Below are 17746 nucleotides of genomic sequence, written 5' to 3'. Positions count from 1 at the left end.
CCGATGCGTTCGCCGGAACGGCACCGGCACCGGGTGGCCCCTTCACGCTCGGCGACTGGAGCGACAGCGAATGGGGACCCGTGCTGGCCGGCACCGCGGGCTGGATCGGCGTACGCCTCGACAAGGGCGAGCCGCGGGAGGTCGGCTGGGGGCTGCTCGTCGAGGGCGTCGTCGAGTCCGTGACGGTCGGAGACGCCGACGCCCTGATCCATCTGCGAGGCCGCTACAGCGCCCCCGGCAGCGTCTAGGATCGGGCGCCGCAGCCGCTATCGTGGGGCCGCGCGCGGGCATCGGGCCCTCGCGACGCCGAACTCATCGGAGGAACTCGTGCAGACGTTCGTCCTCAGCGTCAATGCCAGCGGCGCGGACGCGACCAGGCAGGCAGTCGACGACGGCATCCGCCGCGTGGAGGCCCACTACGCACGCCTGTGGAAGCACGGTCCGACGCGTGCCGCCCACGTCTCCCCGACAGTCGGGATGGTCATGTGGGAGACCGAGGACAGTCCCTCTCTCTGGCCGGCCTGGGCCCAGCACCCCGACGAGGTCGTCGCCTCCCTGTACGCCCCGCTGGGCGTCGAGCGCATCGTCGGGACCGTTGCGCTGGACCAGGCACCGTTCGACCTCGCCCGCGAGCTGCGCCGGCGCCCGTCTCGAATGCTCGAGGTTCCCGGACCCTTCGTGTGCGCGACGTTCGTCGAGGCCAGTGACACCGTCGACGTGTACACCGACACCAATGGGGTGGGCCGCCTGTTCGAGGTACGCACGCCCACGGGTTGGGTGTGGAGCAACCGGCCCGCCGCCGCCCTCCTGTTCGCCGGGATGCCTGCCGAGCCCGATCCCGAGGCATGGCTGCAGATGGGCTACACGGACGAGATGTTCGGCCACACCACGCCCTACCGCGGCGTACGGGCCCTCGACGCCGCGACGCATGTGCACTGGGACGGTCGTGCCCGCCGACGCCAGGTGTCCACGATGGACACCTCTGCCCTGTGGGCTCCGGCAATACAGGCATCCGGCGACCCGACCGACGACCAGCTCGAGGCAACGGCGGCCGAGCTCAAGGGGGTCGCCGCCTCGATCAGCCGCCTCTACAAGGGCACTCCGGTCGTACACCTCTCCGGGGGCCGCGACTCTCGCCTGGTGGCGGCCGCCTTCATTGCGAGCGACAGCGACATGGTCCTCTACTCGCACGACACCTTCCCGGGGGACCTCGATGTCGCGCGCCGCCTCGTGGAGCGCGCGCCTGGGCCCCTTGAGCACCAGGTCGAGCACATGGCCACCGGAGGGGAGATCGAGCCACCCAGGATCAGGGTGATCGAGCGGGCGCGACAGTGGCACGACTACGCCGAGGCCCTCCGCCCGTGCACGTACCTGACACATCACGTGCCCTCCCACCTCGACGCCAACACTCAGCTCGTCGTGAGCGGAGTGGGTGGAGAGGCTGCCCACGGTCTGTACATCCGAGGCAACCTCGCCGGGCTCGACAAGCTGCCGCTGGAGGCCACGCTGGATGCCTACACACAGCGCATCCTGGCCCACCGGGCGAATGCGCCCGGCGAGAGCAAGGAGGCGCGCGCCCACGTCACCCAGCAGGTGCTGGGCGAGTTGAGGCGCATCGCGTCCTGGGGTGTCCGGGGCGACCTCATCCTCGGCCAGTACTACGTGCTGCAGCGCATGCGCCGCTGGGGCACGACCGGCGAGCGTCTGGGCGTCGTCTCGCCCCTGCTCGCCGAGAGCTTCGTCAGCACCGCCCTCTCCCTGTCTCCAGATGCTCGCAGGGCGAACACCTTCCATCGCGAGCTGACCCGACGACTCGTTCCCAGCTGGGCTGACGTGCCGTACTTCCCGATCGAGATGAAAGCCGATACCGCGATGCAGAAGTCGCGGGTGGCGCGTGTCGTCCGGGTCGCCGATTCCGAGGACCGTCCCGAGGTCGAGAGCCTGCTCGCCGACACGGAGGCCTGGGGGGCAGCGTTCGACATCGACGAGGTCCATCGCCTCTGGCACCTCTCCCTGAGTGGGGAGACCAACGCATACCAGGAGCGCTTCCTCCGTGCCGCGGTGTGGCGGGCCGGCTTCACGGACCACCTCAGGGGCCTCGCGGGCGAACCTCCCGTTGAGCGTCCGCTGGCGTCGGTGCCGGTGCCGGTTCCGCCTGAGCCGAAGCCCGTCGCCGTCAGCAAGGCATCGCGGCCCCGGCGACGCAGCATCGTCCGTCCCGCGGCGCGCGCGCTGGCTCGCACCCGGCTGTGGCGCAAGACCAGGAACACCCCGCCAGGCAGGGCCATACGGTCGATCGCCGCGCGCCTGAAGTAGGCCTAGGACCGCTTCGACCTGACGCGACCCAGCAGACGCGGATGACGTCGATAGACTGATCAGCATGTCCAACGAGGGGAAGGAGGCACCGATGAGCGTTCTCGCGAACCTGACCGGACCCGCCGATCTCAAGACCCTCGACGACGACCAGCTGGCACGTCTCGCCGCCGAGATCCGCGAGCTCCTGATCACGTCGGTCGCGTCCAACGGCGGCCACCTGGGGCCCAACCTCGGTGTCGTCGAGCTCGGCATGGCGATTCACCGGGTGTTCGACTCGCCCCGCGACCGGGTCGTCTGGGACACCGGCCACCAGGCGTACGTCCACAAGATGCTGACCGGCCGCGCCGGCCAGTTCGGCACGTTGCGCAAGGAGGGCGGGCTGTCCGGCTATCCCAGCCGCGCCGAGTCCGAGCACGACTGGGTCGAGAACTCGCATGCGTCGACAAGCCTGTCGTATGCCGACGGCATGGCCAAGGCCAACCTGCTGCTCGGCAAGGACGACCACGTCGTCGCGGTCATCGGCGACGGTGCCCTCACCGGCGGCATGGCCTGGGAGGCGCTCAACAACATCGCCGCCGACAACGACCGGCGCCTCGTCGTCGTGGTGAATGACAACGGTCGCTCCTACACCCCGACCGTTGGCGGACTTGCGAACAGATTGACTGAAATTCGCACCAACCCCAGGTACGAACCCGCGCTCGGCGCGATCAAGGAGCGGCTCAACCGCTCGCGCATCGTCGGCCCCGCGGCGTACGAAGCCCTGCACGCGATCAAGAAGGGCGTCAAGGACGCACTGGCACCGCAGGGCATGTTCGAGGACCTCGGGCTCAAGTACATCGGCCCCGTCGACGGCCACGACCGCCCCGCGGTCGAGCGCGCGTTGGCGCAGGCCAAGAAGTTCGGCGGCCCCGTCCTGGTCCATGTCCTGACGACCAAGGGCCAGGGCTACGACATCGCGGTCGCCAACGAGAACGACCAGATGCACCAGGCCAACCCGTTCGACCGGGAGACCGGCGAGGCGGTCAACGTCGCGCCCGCCGGCTGGACCTCGGTGTTCCGCGACGAGATCGTCCGCATCGCCGACGAGCGCGACGACATCGTGGCCATCACCGCGGCGATGCTCTACCCGGTCGGCCTCGACGCGTTCGCCGACAAGTTCCCTGATCGCGTGTTCGACGTCGGCATCGCCGAGCAGCACGCCGTCACCAGCGCCGCCGGTCTCGCGATGGGCGGCCTGCACCCCGTCGTGGCGGTCTATGCGACCTTCATCAACCGCGCGTTCGACCAGGTCCTGCTCGACGTGGCGCTGCACAAGTGCGGCGTGACGTTCGTCCTCGACCGGGCCGGCGTCACCGGCGACGACGGCGCCAGCCACAACGGCATGTGGGACATGTCGCTGCTGCAGATCGTCCCGGGCCTGCGGCTCGCAGCCCCCCGCGACGGCTCCCAGCTGCGCGAGCTGCTGCGCGAGGCCGTCCAGGTCGACGATGCGCCGACCGTCATCCGCATCCCCAAGGGCGGCGTCTGCGAGGACCTCCCGGCGATCGAGCGGATCGGCACGACCGACGTCCTCTCCCGCGACGAGGCCAAGGACGTGCTCATCGTCGCGATCGGCGCGTTCGGTCATCTCGGCGCCGACGCGGCCGAGATCGTACGCGCTGCGGGCCACGGCGTGACCGTCGTCGATCCCCGCTGGGTCAAGCCCATCGACCCGGCCCTGGTCGAGCTGGCCTCCGGCTACGGCCTGGTCGTGACGGTCGAGGACAACGGTCGCCACGGCGGCATCGGCTCGGCGTTCACCCAGGCCGTACGCGATGCCGGCTCCCACGTGCCGATCCAGGTTCACGGCGTCGAGCAGGAATTCCTCGACCACGCCAAGCGCGACGTCATCCTGGAGCGGCTCGGCCTCACTCCGCAGGCGATCGCCGACGACACCCTTGCCGCGCTGTCGAGGAATAGCGCCGAGGGATAGGTGGTTGACCATGGCGATGAAGTGGTTACCGAAACGCACCCCTGACGAGACCCCCGGCGAGGGCAACGGTCCGATACTGATCCATGCCCTGGACGGCTTCCTCGGGGCCGGTTCAGCCGCCCGGCTGGCGGCCGACCAGCTGCGTTCGGGACACGGCCAGCTCATCCACGAGTTCGACCTCGACGACATGTTCGACTACCGCGCTCGCCGTCCCATGATCGCGTTCCGCGAGGACCACTACGCGGAGTACGACGACCCCACGCTGCAGATCGTGCTCGAGCACGACGACAACGGCATGCCCTACCTCCTGATGGTCGGGCCCGAGCCGGACTTCCAGTGGGAGCGGTTCATCTCCGAGGTCCACGACGTCATCGAGGACCATGACGTGCCGTTGACGCTCGGCCTCGGCGCCGTGCCGATGGGCGTCCCGCACACGCGGCCGACCATGATCACGGCCCACGGCACGCGCCCGGAACTCGTCGATCGCCAGAACCTCTGGTCGGCGCAGGTCATGGTGCCGTCGTCGGCGCAGTCGCTGCTGGAGTTCCGCCTCGGACAGTGGGGCCACGACGCTGCTGGTTATGTCGTCCACGTGCCGCACTACCTCGCGCAGATCGACTACCCGACGGCCTCGCTCGCGCTGATCGACGCGTTGGTCGACCGCACGGGCATCAGCATCAACGTCGACTCGCTGCGGGCGCGCCAGGAAGCCGCCCTCGCCGAGATCGAGCAGCAGATCGAGGAGCAGGGTGGCCAGAGCCTCCTCGGCGGCCTCGAGGAGCAGTACGACGCGTTCACCCGCGGAGCGGCCCAGTCGCTGCTCGCCAGCGACGAGGACCTCCCCAGCGGCGAAGAGCTGGCCGACCAGTTCGAACAGTTCCTGGCCAGGCAGCGCAAGAACGACCAAGGCTAGTTGTCGCCGCGAAGTCGTAGGACCGCCGCGGCAGGGCGCGCTGGTGAGCACCTTGCCAAGCACCCACCGATAAGGTGACCACGTGCCTTCATCCCTTGACGACGTCGTCGGCCTTCTCGATCTCGAGCAGCTGGAGGTGGGCCTCTACCGGGGCTCGCAGCCCGAGGGATCAGAGCTCCCGCGGGTGTTCGGCGGGCAGGTCGCGGCGCAGGCCCTCATGGCCGCCCAGCTGACCGTCCCTGACGAGCGGCACGTGCACTCGCTGCACCTCTACTTCATCCTCGGCGGCGATCCCAGCATCCCGATCGTCTACGACGTCGAGAACGTACGCGACGGCGGATCGTTCACGACTCGCCGTGTCGCCGCCCGCCAGCACGGCGAGATCATCTTCTACATGACCGCGTCGTTCCAGGTCACCGAGGACGGCTGGGACCACCAGGACGCGATGCCCGACGTCCCGTCACCGGACGAGTCCATCCCGCTCACCGACATCATCGGCGGGCGCGGCTCCGAGGCGGCCGACTTCTGGGATCGCGAGTGGTCGTCGTTCGACATGCGCTACATCGGCGACAACCGCGCCGAGGACGACCCGCAGCGCAAGCTCGTCCCCGTCGTGCAGCGGCTGTGGTTCCGAGCCGACGGCAAGCTCCCGGACTCGCAGATCGTCCACAACGCGGCGTTCACCTACATCAGCGACCTGAGCCTGCTCGGCGCGAGCCTCGTGCCGCACGGCACCTTCATCGGCGCCCCGGAGGTGCAGGCCGCCTCGCTCGACCACGTGATCTGGTTCCACCGGCCCATCGCCGCGGACCAGTGGCTGCTGTACGACCAGACGTCGCCGTCGGCCTCCGGCGCGCGTGGCCTGAGCACGGCCCGGGTTTTCACCGAGGACGGCACGCTGGTCGCGACCGTTGCCCAGGAGGGCCTGATCCGCAAGGTCACGCCGCGCCAGTAGGCATGATCAGTCGGCCAGGAAGTCCTTGACCAGCTTCTTCGGCGCCTGGACGAGCCAGGCCTCGGTCGCCAGCTCCCGCAGCTCGTCGATACCGATCGCCTCCAGCCGCACGAGCACCGCCGGATAGCCGTCGAAGTGCGGGGTCGTGAAGTAGATCTCGGGTGAGTCGGCGATCAGCGCGTGCTTGACCCCCTCATCGGGAACCCTGGCCCCGAGGATGTCTCCCTCGGGCGCCGCGTCGCCGAGAGCGGCGTGGTCGGCGGCCCGCAGCGGTCGCTCCCAGACCACGGGCTTGTTGCGCACCCGCCAGCGACGCGTACGCCCGTCGTCGCGCTCGACCTCAGGCAACGTCTCGGCGACTCGACTCACGTCATCCCAGGTCGCCATGGCGTCATGCTGCCCGAGGGTGGCGCCGCTGTCGAGGAGTACTACTCGATCGTCGGCAGCGCGCCGACGCTCGGGAAGTTGAGCGTCGACGGGTAGGCCGCCGAGTTGTGGATCTTCACGACCGTCAACGTGCCCAGGAGATCCGGCAGGGTCGGCAGCAGGTGCGGGACGTCGAACGTCTGCACCGCGATGCGCAGCTTGTGGCCGGGCAGGATCTTGGCCCGCGTCGGGAAGATCTCGACGTCGATCGGCGCGACCTCACCGGGCGCGAGCGGCCGCTGCGCCGCCTTCGTGAACGGATGGAACGGCTGGATCAGGACCCCGTCGAGGTAGCGCGACCTGCTCGTGTCGAGCGCGCGATGCGAGATGACCTGCCAGCCGCCGGTCAGCCGCTTGACCGTGCCGTCGGGTGCCTCGTCCTCCAGGGCCACCGACAGCATGCCGTCGCCGCCCACGCTCGAGGCGTACAGGCGCGCGTTGACCGGGCCCTGGATCGTGACGGCGTCGGTCAGTGGCTTGGTCGAGAAGACCGCGCCGGTCTTGTCGTTGAGCTGGTTGTCCGTGAAGCACGGCAGGTCCGCGAGCAGCATGTTCGGCACTCCGGCGGTCCACTGGCTGGCCGAGCGCGTGCAGAGGCCGGCCACCGGGACCGGGTAGAGGCTCGACGTGCCGGCGGTGGGGGTGCCCGACGTGAGCCCGCCCGGCGCGCCCAGGGGCGCCGACGTGCCGGACAGCTTGAGCTTGGCGCCGGTCAGTGACGAGTCGATCCACTTGGAGCTCTTCTGCCACGCGCCGGTGCCCTGCTCGTAGTAGGTCAGGTTCGCGATGTCGGTGTCGAGCGTCGGGTCGCTCTGGCCCTTGAGGTAGTGGTCGAACCAGCGGAGCTGCAGGTCGGCCAGCGAGCCGTACCCGGCGTCGCCGACCTCCGCGCCGCTCGAGCCCTCGAGATGGTCCCACGGGCCGACGATCATCTTCGCCGGGATGCCCCGCTTGTTGAGGTTCTCGAACAGCAGGGGAGTGCCGCGCTGGAACAGGTCGTACTCGCCGGAGATGAAGAATGCGGGCACCTTGACCTTGTCGATCACGTTGATGACCGAGCGCTCTGCGTAGAACGGACCGTCGTATGCCGGGTCGCCGCCGAGGAACGCGCTGAGCAGCAGCGGGACGGTGAACGTACCGGCGCCGGTGAGGTGGTCGAGCAGCACCTTGATCGCCGACTCCGGGCTGGTCGCCAGGACCGCCGGCGGGATCAGCCCCGTCGACGTCACGAGTCCCAGCCACAGCGGGATGAAGCCGACGTCGAGCTGTCCGCCTGATGCGACGACGTCACGGTAGACGTCCGCGCCGGGCACCTGGGGGAAGATCGCCTTGAGCCCGGGCGGTTGCGCCGCCGCGGCCCAGAGCTGGCTGATGCCCATGTACGACGGGCCGGTCATGCCGGTGATGCCGTTGCTCCACGGGCGCTCCGACGAGTGCGCCCAGGTCATGATCTCGCCGCCGTCCTGGTTCTCCCGCGCGTCGAAGGCCCTCCAGATGCCTTCGGAGCTGCCGGTGCCGCGCGCGTCGACCGTGAGCTGCACGTAGCCGCGCTTGACGAGGTATGCCGGATCCGCGCCGCCGAGCCCGCCGGCCGACATGAGGGCGGTCTTGTTGTACGCCGTGATGGTCACGATCACCGGGAACCGCTTGGCGATCGCCTTGCCGTCGGCCCCGGCGGGGCGCATGACGTCACCGCGCAGGATCGTGCCGTCGGACATCGGGATCGCGACGTCCCGCTCCGTCACGGTGTTGGGGTACTGCTCGCCCCGAGGCGTCCACGTCGTGGCTGCCGTGGCGGTGCTGAACGAGAGCGAAGCGCCGATCAGGCTCAGCGTGAGCCCGAGGACCGTCAGCAGACGGATGGCAGCGAGACGAGCGTGCACGAGTGCCCCCTGTGTCGTGGAGTGCTCGACATCGTAACTCAGAGTTACGTTTTTGTCGTGACCTTTCCGACGAGGTGCGTCACCGGCTTCTTGGATCCCTTGACGCCGAACACCAGGCCATCGGCTTCGGCCCTGGACCCGAACACGACGGTGCCAGGGAGCAGGATCGGCTTGCGGAACTCGGCGTCAACGGTGAACGCCGCCGGCAGCTTGTTCTGGACTGCCGAGATGCTCCGGGCGAGCGTGTACATGCCGTGGGCGATGTTGGTCGGGAAGCCGAATGCCTTGGCGGTCAGCGGGTAGAGGTGGATCGGGTTGCGATCGCCCGACACCGCACCGTAGCGACGACCCAGGTCGCCGCCGAGCTTCCAGTGCACGACCCCATCGGGTGCCTCGACGCCGGCGAGCGGAGCCGGCGAGGTCTCGGCGGAGCCTCCACTGTGACGGGAGAACAGCGTCGTGACCTCGTCCCAGACCAGCTCGCCCTCAACCGACACCTCGGTGATGAGGTCGATCAGGGAGCCCTTGGGGTGGGGCCGCAGGTCGGCGGCGCGCACCGACACGTCGTACGTCTCGGCGACCCCGAGCCGGCGGTGCTGCGTGATGGTGTTGCGCAGGTGCACCAGCCCCATCGGCGCGAACGGGAACGCCGTGTCGGTCATGAGCGCCATGTGCAGCCCGAACGCCGCCATGTGCGGATATGTGGCCGGCAGGTGGTCACCGCGGGGGAAGCCGCAGACCTCGTTGTACGCCTCCAGGTGCTTGAGGTCGGTCACGACGCCCTTGCGCTCGAGCACGATGTCGGGCACCGAGCCCTTGGCGTGCTTGATGCCGGGCAGCCCGCCGATCACGGGGAGCGCCGGCAGGACCGCCTTGAGCATCAACGGTGCAGTGGACGGCGCCCTGTCGTACGTACGAGTGGCCATGTCAGGCTCCGATCAGTGCCTGGCCGCACACGCGCACGACATTGCCGGAGATCGCCGACGATCCCGGGTTGGCGTACCAGGCGATGGCCTCGGCGACATCGATCGGCTGGCCGCCTTGCGACAGCGAGCTGAGCCGGCGGCCGGCTTCACGGATGCCGAGCGGCATGGTCTTGACCATGTCGGTCTCGATGAAGCCCGGTGCGATCGCGTTGACCGTGATGCCGTCCTTGGCGACGCGCTGGGACAGGTCGTTGACGAATCCGATGACGCCGGCCTTGGCCGTACCGTAGCTCGTCTGGCCGTTGTTGCCCGCTATGCCGGCGATCGAGGAGATGCCGATGACGCGTCCGCCGGGCCGGATGAGCTTCTGCTTCAGCAGCTCCGCGGTGATGCGCTGCGGGGCGCCGACGCTGATGTCGATGACCAGGTTCCAGTTCTCGGTCTTCATGTTCTTGAGCCGCTTGTCGCGGGTGATGCCGGCGTTGTGCACGACGATGTCGACGCCGCCATGCGCCTTCTTGAGCGTGGAGGCGATGACCTTGGGGGCGTCGGGCGCCGTGATGTCCTGGGCGATCGCGGTGCCGCCGAGCTCGGCCATCACGGCCTCCAGCTCACCGGACAGCTGCGGGACGTCGAGGCCGACGATCTCAGCGCCGTCGCGGTGGAGCGTACGAGCCATCGCCGCGCCGAGCCCGCGGGAGGCGCCGGTGATCAGCGCGACCTTGCCGGCCAAAGGCTTTGCCGGATCGGCGACCGGGTCGGCGTCGACGAGCTCGGTGAGGCCGAGGCGGATGACCTGGCCGTCGACGAACGCCGACTTGGGGGAGAGCAGGAACTCCAGCGTCGACCCCAGGGCGTCCTCCGCGCCGGCGCCGACGTACACCAGGTTGGCGGTGCTGCCGTTGCCACCGACCTCCTTGCCGGCGGAGCGTACGAACCCTTCGAGGGCGCGCTGCGCGATCGCGGCGGTCTCGGACTCGGCCTGGTCCGGGAGCGTGCCGATCACGACGAGGCGGCCGCTGCGGGCGAGGCTGCGGAGCGCGGGCGTGAAGAACTGCTGCATGTCGGCCAGGCCTGCGGTGTCGGTGATGCCGGTGGCATCGAACACGAGCCCCTTGTACGCCATGCTGTCGGCGCGCACGCCCACCGACGTGATGCCGCTCGACTTCAGGGTCGCGGCGAGCTTCTTGCCGAGCCGGCTGCCGGGGGCGGCGCCGATCAGGACGGTGCCCTTGACCAGCGGATCGCCTTCGGTCCAGCGCTCGAGTACCGGGGGATTGGGCAGACCCAGGTTCTTGACGATGAACTTGCCGATCGGGTTGTGAGCGAGGGACTGATAGCGGTCTGCCATGACTTGGGTGTGTCCTATCTCTCGGATACCATTGGTATCTGGAATGCTCCTGAAACTGTAACCTCAGAATTCAGTGCCAGTCCACCACAGTGGATGCGGTGCTCATCACGTTCAGATCCACCATCGTTCACGAAGATCGAGGAGACCGCCATGGCGGACACGACACCAGCCAAGAAGGCGCCCGCGAAGAAGGCCCCGGCCAAGAAGGCCAGCGCCGCGCCGGCCAAGAAGGCGCCGGCCGCGAAGTCAGCGGCCACGAAGGCCGCCGAGACCGTGTCGAGCGTCGCTTCTGCCGCGGCAGGAGCCCAGACGGTTCGCCGCGTCGCGATCATCGGCGGCAACCGCATCCCGTTCGCGCGCTCCAACACCGTCTACACCAACGCCTCCAACCAGGACATGCTGACCGCGGCGCTCGACGGCCTCGTCGACCGTTACGGACTCGGAGGCGAGCGCGTCGGTGAGTTCGCCGCCGGCGCCGTCCTCAAGCACAGCCGCGACTTCAACCTCGCCCGCGAGACGGTCCTCGGCTCCAAGCTCTCGCCCGACACGCCCGCGTACGACGTGCAGCAGGCGTGCGACACCGGCATCCAGGCCGCCGTGCTGGTCGCCAACAAGATCGCGCTCGGCAAGATCGAGTCAGGCATCGCCGGTGGCGCCGACACCACGTCGGACGCTCCGCTCGCCGTCGGTGAGAAGCTCCGCAAGATCCTGCTCGAGGCCAACCGGGCCAAGGACACCAAGGGCCGCATCTCCGCGTTGCTCAAGGTTCGGCCCGGTGACCTCGCGCCCGACCAGCCGCGCAACTCCGAGCCCCGCACGGGGTTGTCGATGGGCGACAGCCAGGCCATCACGACCAAGGAGTGGGGCATCACCCGCGAGGCCCAGGACGAGCTCGCCGTGGCGTCGCACCAGAACCTCGCGAAGTCGTACGACGAGGGCTGGCAGGACGATCTGATCACGCCGTTCATGGGTGTCGCCAAGGACAACAACCTCCGGCCCGACTCGTCGCTGGAGAAGCTCGCCAAGCTCAAGCCGGTGTTCGGCAAGGGTGAGGGAGCCACGATGACCGCGGCCAACTCCACGCCGCTGTCCGACGGCGCCTCGGCGGTGCTGCTGGCGTCGGAGGACGAGGCCGAGAAGCACGGCTGGACCCCGCTGGCGTACTTCGTCGACTACGAGACCGCCGCGGTCGACTACGTGTCGGGTGCCGAGGGGCTGCTGATGGCACCGGTCTACGCCGTGCCGCGCATGCTGGCCCGTCAGGGGCTCACGCTGCAGGACTTCGACTTCTACGAGATCCACGAGGCGTTCGCGAGCCAGGTGCTCACGACGCTGGCGGCGTGGGAGGACCCGATCTTCTGCAAGGAGCGCCTGGGCCTCGACGCGCCGCTCGGCTCGATCGACCGCAGCAAGCTCAACGTCAAGGGCTCGTCGCTCGCGACGGCGCACCCGTTCGCCGCGACCGGCGGGCGCATCGTCGCCAACCTCGCCAAGCTGCTGCACGAGAAGGGATCGGGCCGCGGCCTGATCTCGATCTGCGCCGCCGGCGGCCAGGGAGTCGTCGCGATCCTCGAGGCCTGAGCCCCGCTCCTCGATCTCGTCGAACGGACGCCACCCACCCTCCGGGGTGGGTGGCGTCCGTCCTTGACCCGTGCGCCGGTCGTGGGGACGATGAGCCCATCAGGAGGCCGGTGCCCATGACCGCACGCAGCGAGGCATACGACGAGTCACTCGCCAAGGCGCACGAGCACGTGCGCCGGTGGCTTTCGTCCGTCGACGAGCGGCCGATCGGGCCCCGCGTCACGGCCAACGACCTGCTGGAGGAATTCGGGGGACCGCTGCCGGAGCACGGCATGGATCCGGCGGACGTCGTCGACGAGCTCGCGGCCAAGGCGGACCCGGGCCTCATGGCGATCGCGTCGGGGCGGTTCTTCGGCTGGGTCATGGGCGGTACGTTGCCCGCCGGGCTCGCCGCCGACTGGATGGTCAGCGGCTGGGACCAGAACGCCGGCATGCGCTACTCGACACCGGCCACCGCCGCGCTGGAGGAGTCGGCCGGGCGCTGGCTGCTCGAGCTGCTGCACCTGCCGCCGGAGTCCGACGTCGGCTTCGTCACCGGCGCCACGATGTCCAACTTCACCTGCCTCGCGGCGGCCCGCCACGCGGTGCTGGCGAAGGCCGGATGGGATGTCGAGCGCGGCGGGCTGACGGGCGCGCCGAGAATCAACGTCCTGGGCGGCGCTGAGCGGCATGACACGGTCGACCTCGCGCTGCGCTACCTCGGGCTCGGGCAGCCGACCGCGGTCGCCGCCGACACCGAGGGCCGGATCCGGGTCGACGCACTCGCCGACACACTGGCCGCGGTGCCAGACGGTGAACCGATCATCCTGTGCCTCCAGGCCGGCAACGTCCACTCCGGCGCGTTCGACCCGTTCGCCGACGCGATCGGTCTGGCCCACGAACGCGGCGCGTGGGTGCACGTGGACGGTGCCTTCGGCCTCTGGGCAGCAGCCTCGCCTGCATTGAGCCACCTCGTGGAAGGGCTTGCGGGAGCGGACTCGTGGACGACAGATGCGCACAAGACGCTCAACGTTCCGTACGACTGCGGGCTGGCGATCGTCGCGGATCCGACTGCATTGCGAAGCGCGATGGGGGTACATGCCAGCTATCTGGTGGCCGACGAGACCGGTCCGGGCGATCCCCATGAGAAGGCTCCGGAGCTGTCGCGCCGAGCTCGTGGAGTGCCGGTGTGGGCCGTGCTTCGATCTCTCGGGCGGGAGGGAGTGACAGATCTCGTCGACGGCCTCGTGGCGAATGCCCGCGAGATCGCGAACGGCCTCCGGGCGATCGACGGGGTCGAGGTGCTCAACGACGTGGTCTACACGCAGGTGTGCGTGGCGTTCGGCAGCGACGAGCGTACGCGTGAGGTGACCGCGCGCCTGATCGCCGACGGCACGACGTGGATGTCGGGCTCACGCTGGCACGACCGAGACGTCGTGCGGATCTCGGTCAGCAACTGGTCGACGGACCAGCGGGACGTACGCCTGTCGGTCGACGCCGTACGCGCGGCCGTTGAGCGCTGACAGCTCAGGAGCGCTCGCCGCGGGCCATCGCGACGGCCGCCTGCTGCAGGTAGACCTTGACCTCGTCGAGCGGCACGGCGTCGACGGCGGGCAGTCCCGGGTTCTGCTCGCGGACCGAGAGCTGCAGCGTCGCGAGGTTCATGACGCCGAGTGCCTGCGTGTAGAAGATGTTGGCCAGCAGGTTGGGGTCGCGTACGCGGAACTCTCCGGTCTTGACGCCGGCCTCGAGGACGTCGACCACGTGATGGAGGCACGATGCCATCGCGCGGCCCAGGTCGAACATGACCCGCTCGCTGACCTCGGCCATGAGCTCATCGCCACGGCGCCGCAACAGGGTCTGTGCGCAGTCGACGAACGCGGGATATGCCGATCCGAAGTCGAGGAACACCGCCGCGAGCTCCTCGAGGCGTTCGACCGGCCCGCGTGTGTCGTCGTCGACGGACGTCAACGCCTTGTCGAGCTCGTCGAGGTAGCCGACGAGCGTCTCGGCGAACAGCTCCTCCTTGCCGGAGAAGTGGCGATAGATGATCGCCCGGTTGATCCCGACGGCCTTGGCGATGTCCTCGATCTGCGCATCGCGCACGCCGCGCTCGTCGAACAGCGTGCGGGTGGCGACGAGGATCTCCCTCTTCCGCTCTGCGCGGCGTTCCGAGACGGGCATGAGGCCACTTTAAGGCCCTTTGTCGGAGGCGGGACGTAGGCTCGACGTATGAGAGCGAGCGCCAGCGAGCACGACAGGGCAGAGTGCATGCCGTCGGCTCCGTATCGTGGGTTTTTGGTGGAGGCGAAGGCATGAGGTCAGTGTCCGAGCTGCAGCGCCAGGTGGCGCCGATCCAGGTCGTCTCCGACTACCAGCCCGCCGGCGACCAGCCCGCGGCGATCGAGGAGCTCGAGCGGCGCATCAAGGCCGGTGTCAAGGACAACGTCCTGCTGGGTGCGACCGGCACCGGCAAGACCGCGACGACGGCCTGGCTGGCGGAGCGGTTGCAGCGCCCGATGCTCGTCATGATGCCCAACAAGCTGCTCGCGGCCCAGTTCGCCAACGAGCTGCGCGAGCTGCTGCCCAACAACGCCGTCGAATACTTCGTCTCCTACTACGACTACTACCAGCCCGAGGCCTACATCGCGCAGAGCGACACCTACATCGAGAAGGACTCGTCGGTCAACGAAGAGGTCGAGCGCCTGCGTCACTCCGCGACCTGGTCGCTGCTGACCCGGCGCGACGTCATCGTGGTCGCCACGGTGTCGTGCATCTACGGCCTCGGCTCGGCGCAGGAATACCTCGAGCGCATGATCGGCTTCAAGGTCGGCGAGGAGCTGCCGCGCGACCAGCTGCTGCGCACCCTCGTGCAGGCCCAGTACGTCCGCAACGACGTCGCGTCGACGCGTGGCACGTTCCGGGTCAAGGGCGACACGGTCGAGATCTTCCCGGTCTACCAGGAGCACGCCGTGCGGGTGGAGTTCTTCGGCGACGAGATCGAGCGGCTCATGACGCTGCACCCGCTGACGGGTGAGGTGCTGAGCGACGACCAGGAGCTCTACGTCGGCGCGGCGACGCACTACGCCGCCGGCCAGGAGACCATGAACCGCGCGATGCGCACGATCGAGGTCGAGCTCGAGGAGCGGCTCGCCGAGCTCGAGGGCGAGGGCAAGCTGCTCGAGGCGCAGCGGCTGCGGATGCGCACGACGTACGACCTCGAGATGATGCAGCAGGTCGGCACCTGCGCCGGCATCGAGAACTACTCACGCCACATGGACGGCCGCGGCCCCGGCACACCGGGTCACTGCCTGCTCGACTACTTCCCCGACGACTTCGTCCTGGTCGTCGACGAGTCGCACGTGACGATCCCGCAGATCGGCGCGATGTACGAGGGCGACATGTCACGCAAGCGTTCCCTCGTCGAGCACGGCTTCCGCCTCCCGAGCGCGATGGACAACCGGCCGCTCAAGTGGGCCGAGTTCCTCGAGCGCATCGGTCAGACGGTCTACCTGTCGGCGACCCCCGGCTCCTACGAGATGGAGAAGGTCCAGGGCGACGTCGTCGAGCAGATCATCCGCCCGACCGGACTGGTCGATCCCGAGGTCATCGTCAAGCCGACCAAGGGTCAGATCGACGACCTGATCACCCAGATCCGCATGCGCACCGAGCGCAATGAGCGTGTGCTGGTCACGACGCTGACCAAGAAGATGTCCGAGGACCTCACCGACTACCTCCTCGAGGCCGGCGTCCGCACCCGCTACCTGCACAGTGAGGTCGACACCCTCCGACGCGTCGAGCTGCTGCGCGAGCTGCGGATGGGGGAGTACGACGTCCTGGTCGGCATCAACCTGCTCCGTGAGGGTCTCGACCTGCCCGAGGTGAGCCTCGTCGCGATCCTCGACGCCGACAAGGAGGGCTTCCTGCGCTCGGGTCGTTCGCTCATCCAGACGATCGGTCGCGCGGCCCGCAACGTGTCCGGCCAGGTCATCATGTACGCCGATCGCATCACCGATTCGATGGGCTGGGCGATCGAGGAGACCAACCGGCGCCGCGAGAAGCAGGTCGCCTACAACACCGCCAACGGCATCGACCCGACGCCGCTGCGCCGGAAGATCGGCGACATCACCGACATGCTCGCGCGCGAGGATGCCGACACGCAGACGCTGCTGGCGGCGACCGGCGACAAGCGCCGCAAGGGCGCGCTGGTGCCGCTGGGACAACACACCGCCGACCTCGCCAACCTGCCCTCGGGTGAGCTCGCCGACCTGATCGAGCAGCTCAGCGAGCAGATGCGGGCTGCCGCCGCCGAGCTGCAGTTCGAGGTCGCGGCGCGCCTGCGCGACGAGATCGGCGACCTCAAGAAGGAGCTCCGCAGCATGCTCCAGGCCGGCGTCTGACGCTGCCCAGCGGCCTTCGGGTCGGCTGGAAAGGTGGCCGAGTGGGGGCGAGGAACGAGCCCCCGTATCGAGACCACACAATGTCCTCGTGACTGATGTTCTGGAGAACGACCGCATACGCGCGGTCATCGACCCCGTCCGCGGCGCGCGACTCATCAGCCTGGTCGTCGACGGCCACGAGGTGCTCGCCCACGCGAGCGTCCCGGGCATTGATCCGGCGATCGCGGACGGCTGCTTCCCGATGGTGCCGTGGGCCGGTCGCATCCGGGACGGCCGGATCGCGGTCGGCGGAGGCGTCTACCAGCTGCCGCAGACCGGCGACCACGCCTTGCACGGTCTCGGGCACGTGTCGCCGTGGGACCAGGTGGCCGAGGGCGCGTACGAGCTGGCGATCGGTGCACCGTGGCCGACCGAGGGCGTCGCCACGATGACCTATCAGCTCCTCGACGACGGCATCCGGATGGAGCTGTCCTGGGACGACGACACCGAGGCGCCGTGCTCGGTCGGCCTGCACCCGTGGTTCAGGCGACGGCTCGACAGCGGTGAGGAGCTCGTGGCATCGCTCGAGCCCGAGGTGATGGTCGAGCGTGGCCCCGACGGGCTGCCCACCGGCGAGCTTGTCGAGCCGACCGCCGGACCGTGGGACGACTGTTTCCGCCTGGCCGCGGCGCCGGTGCTGACCTGGCCGGGCGCGCTCGAGCTGTCGCTCTCGTCCTCGGCTGACTGGTGGGTCATCTACGACGAGCCTGATGACACGTTGTGCGTCGAGCCGCAGACCGCACCGCCGGACGCATTCGGCCATCCCGGGCTCCAGCCCGACGGGCCGTGGCCGCACGGAGTGTGGCTCGAGCTGACGGCGCGTACGCCGTAGCGGCGGCCGCCCGGCGGACCGGTCCACCGCTGCCCCTGCAAGAATATGGTGCGGAGGGGAGTATTCCCCGATCGCAACGTCGTCATCACGGAGACTCCCAGCAGTCGCCCGGTGTTGCGGGCCGCATCGCGGCGGAAGAGACCTCCGGCGTCCCGACGACCGGAGGAACCCAC

The 17746-nt window shown here is 69.1% G+C and carries 13 protein-coding genes and 1 pseudogene; 9 read left to right on the top strand and 5 right to left on the bottom strand.

The features are described from left to right. The 5 genes and pseudogenes from V6M46_RS07655 to V6M46_RS07635 all read left to right on the top strand — a co-directional run. Nucleotides 1-248: pseudogene (locus V6M46_RS07655) on the top strand (flavin reductase); the annotation flags it as partial. A gap of 79 nt (nucleotides 249-327) precedes the next feature. Then, nucleotides 328-2316: a hypothetical protein gene (locus V6M46_RS07650; RefSeq protein ID WP_332663459.1), complete on the top strand. Its 1989-nt coding sequence runs from the start codon at nucleotides 328-330 to the stop codon at nucleotides 2314-2316. Nucleotides 2317-2407: 91 nt separating this feature from the next. Then, nucleotides 2408-4288 (top strand): 1-deoxy-D-xylulose-5-phosphate synthase, encoded by a 1881-nt coding sequence (dxs, locus tag V6M46_RS07645; protein WP_332663457.1) that lies wholly within the window; start codon nucleotides 2408-2410, stop codon nucleotides 4286-4288. 16 nt (nucleotides 4289-4304) lie between these two features. Further along, nucleotides 4305-5201 (top strand): PAC2 family protein, encoded by an 897-nt coding sequence (locus V6M46_RS07640; protein ID WP_332663455.1) that lies wholly within the window; start codon nucleotides 4305-4307, stop codon nucleotides 5199-5201. A gap of 82 nt (nucleotides 5202-5283) precedes the next feature. Continuing rightward, on the top strand, nucleotides 5284-6156 hold the full coding sequence (locus V6M46_RS07635; RefSeq protein WP_332663454.1) for an acyl-CoA thioesterase: 873 nt from the start codon (nucleotides 5284-5286) through the stop codon (nucleotides 6154-6156). 6 nt (nucleotides 6157-6162) lie between these two features. On the opposite strand, the gene V6M46_RS07630 is transcribed toward V6M46_RS07635, so the two are convergent. The 4 genes from V6M46_RS07630 to V6M46_RS07615 are packed head-to-tail and all read right to left on the bottom strand — an operon-like array spanning nucleotide 6163 to nucleotide 10742. Further along, nucleotides 6163-6543: an MmcQ/YjbR family DNA-binding protein gene (locus tag V6M46_RS07630; protein WP_332663453.1), complete on the bottom strand. Its 381-nt coding sequence runs from the start codon at nucleotides 6541-6543 to the stop codon at nucleotides 6163-6165. 41 nt (nucleotides 6544-6584) lie between these two features. After that, nucleotides 6585-8465 (bottom strand): CocE/NonD family hydrolase, encoded by a 1881-nt coding sequence (locus V6M46_RS07625; RefSeq protein WP_332663452.1) that lies wholly within the window; start codon nucleotides 8463-8465, stop codon nucleotides 6585-6587. Between the two features lie 44 nt (nucleotides 8466-8509). Then, nucleotides 8510-9391 carry a MaoC/PaaZ C-terminal domain-containing protein gene (locus V6M46_RS07620; RefSeq protein ID WP_332663450.1) on the bottom strand — a complete coding sequence of 294 codons (882 nt, stop codon included), beginning with the start codon at nucleotides 9389-9391 and terminating at the stop codon, nucleotides 8510-8512. Between the two features lies 1 nt (nucleotide 9392). Continuing rightward, complete coding sequence (locus tag V6M46_RS07615) at nucleotides 9393-10742, bottom strand: 3-oxoacyl-ACP reductase (RefSeq protein WP_332663449.1); 1350 nt, start codon at nucleotides 10740-10742, stop codon at nucleotides 9393-9395. Between the two features lie 150 nt (nucleotides 10743-10892). Here V6M46_RS07615 and V6M46_RS07610 point away from each other — a divergent pair, with 150 nt between their 5' ends. Together V6M46_RS07610 and V6M46_RS07605 are read left to right on the top strand one after the other, a co-directional pair. Further along, nucleotides 10893-12323 (top strand): acetyl-CoA C-acetyltransferase, encoded by a 1431-nt coding sequence (locus V6M46_RS07610; RefSeq protein WP_332663447.1) that lies wholly within the window; start codon nucleotides 10893-10895, stop codon nucleotides 12321-12323. Between the two features lie 116 nt (nucleotides 12324-12439). Continuing rightward, nucleotides 12440-13825 (top strand): pyridoxal phosphate-dependent decarboxylase family protein, encoded by a 1386-nt coding sequence (locus V6M46_RS07605; RefSeq protein ID WP_332663445.1) that lies wholly within the window; start codon nucleotides 12440-12442, stop codon nucleotides 13823-13825. Nucleotides 13826-13829: 4 nt separating this feature from the next. Here V6M46_RS07605 and V6M46_RS07600 read toward each other — a convergent pair whose 3' ends face one another. Beyond that, nucleotides 13830-14486: a TetR/AcrR family transcriptional regulator gene (locus V6M46_RS07600; protein ID WP_332663443.1), complete on the bottom strand. Its 657-nt coding sequence runs from the start codon at nucleotides 14484-14486 to the stop codon at nucleotides 13830-13832. Between the two features lie 131 nt (nucleotides 14487-14617). On the opposite strand from V6M46_RS07600, the gene uvrB reads away from it, so the two are divergent. Further along, a complete protein-coding gene (uvrB, locus tag V6M46_RS07595; RefSeq protein ID WP_332663441.1) occupies nucleotides 14618-16702 on the top strand; it encodes an excinuclease ABC subunit UvrB in 2085 nt (694 codons plus the stop codon). A gap of 88 nt (nucleotides 16703-16790) precedes the next feature. After that, on the top strand, nucleotides 16791-17573 hold the full coding sequence (locus V6M46_RS07590) for an aldose 1-epimerase (protein ID WP_332663439.1): 783 nt from the start codon (nucleotides 16791-16793) through the stop codon (nucleotides 17571-17573). Nucleotides 17574-17746: the final 173 nt, after the last annotated feature.

The sequence above is a fragment of the Aeromicrobium sp. genome (assembly GCF_036676885.1).
In the GTDB taxonomy this organism is placed as follows: Bacteria; Actinomycetota; Actinomycetes; order Propionibacteriales; family Nocardioidaceae; genus Aeromicrobium.
Note: the sequence above shows the minus strand (reverse complement) of the source record. Positions and strands in the feature narration are given on the sequence as shown.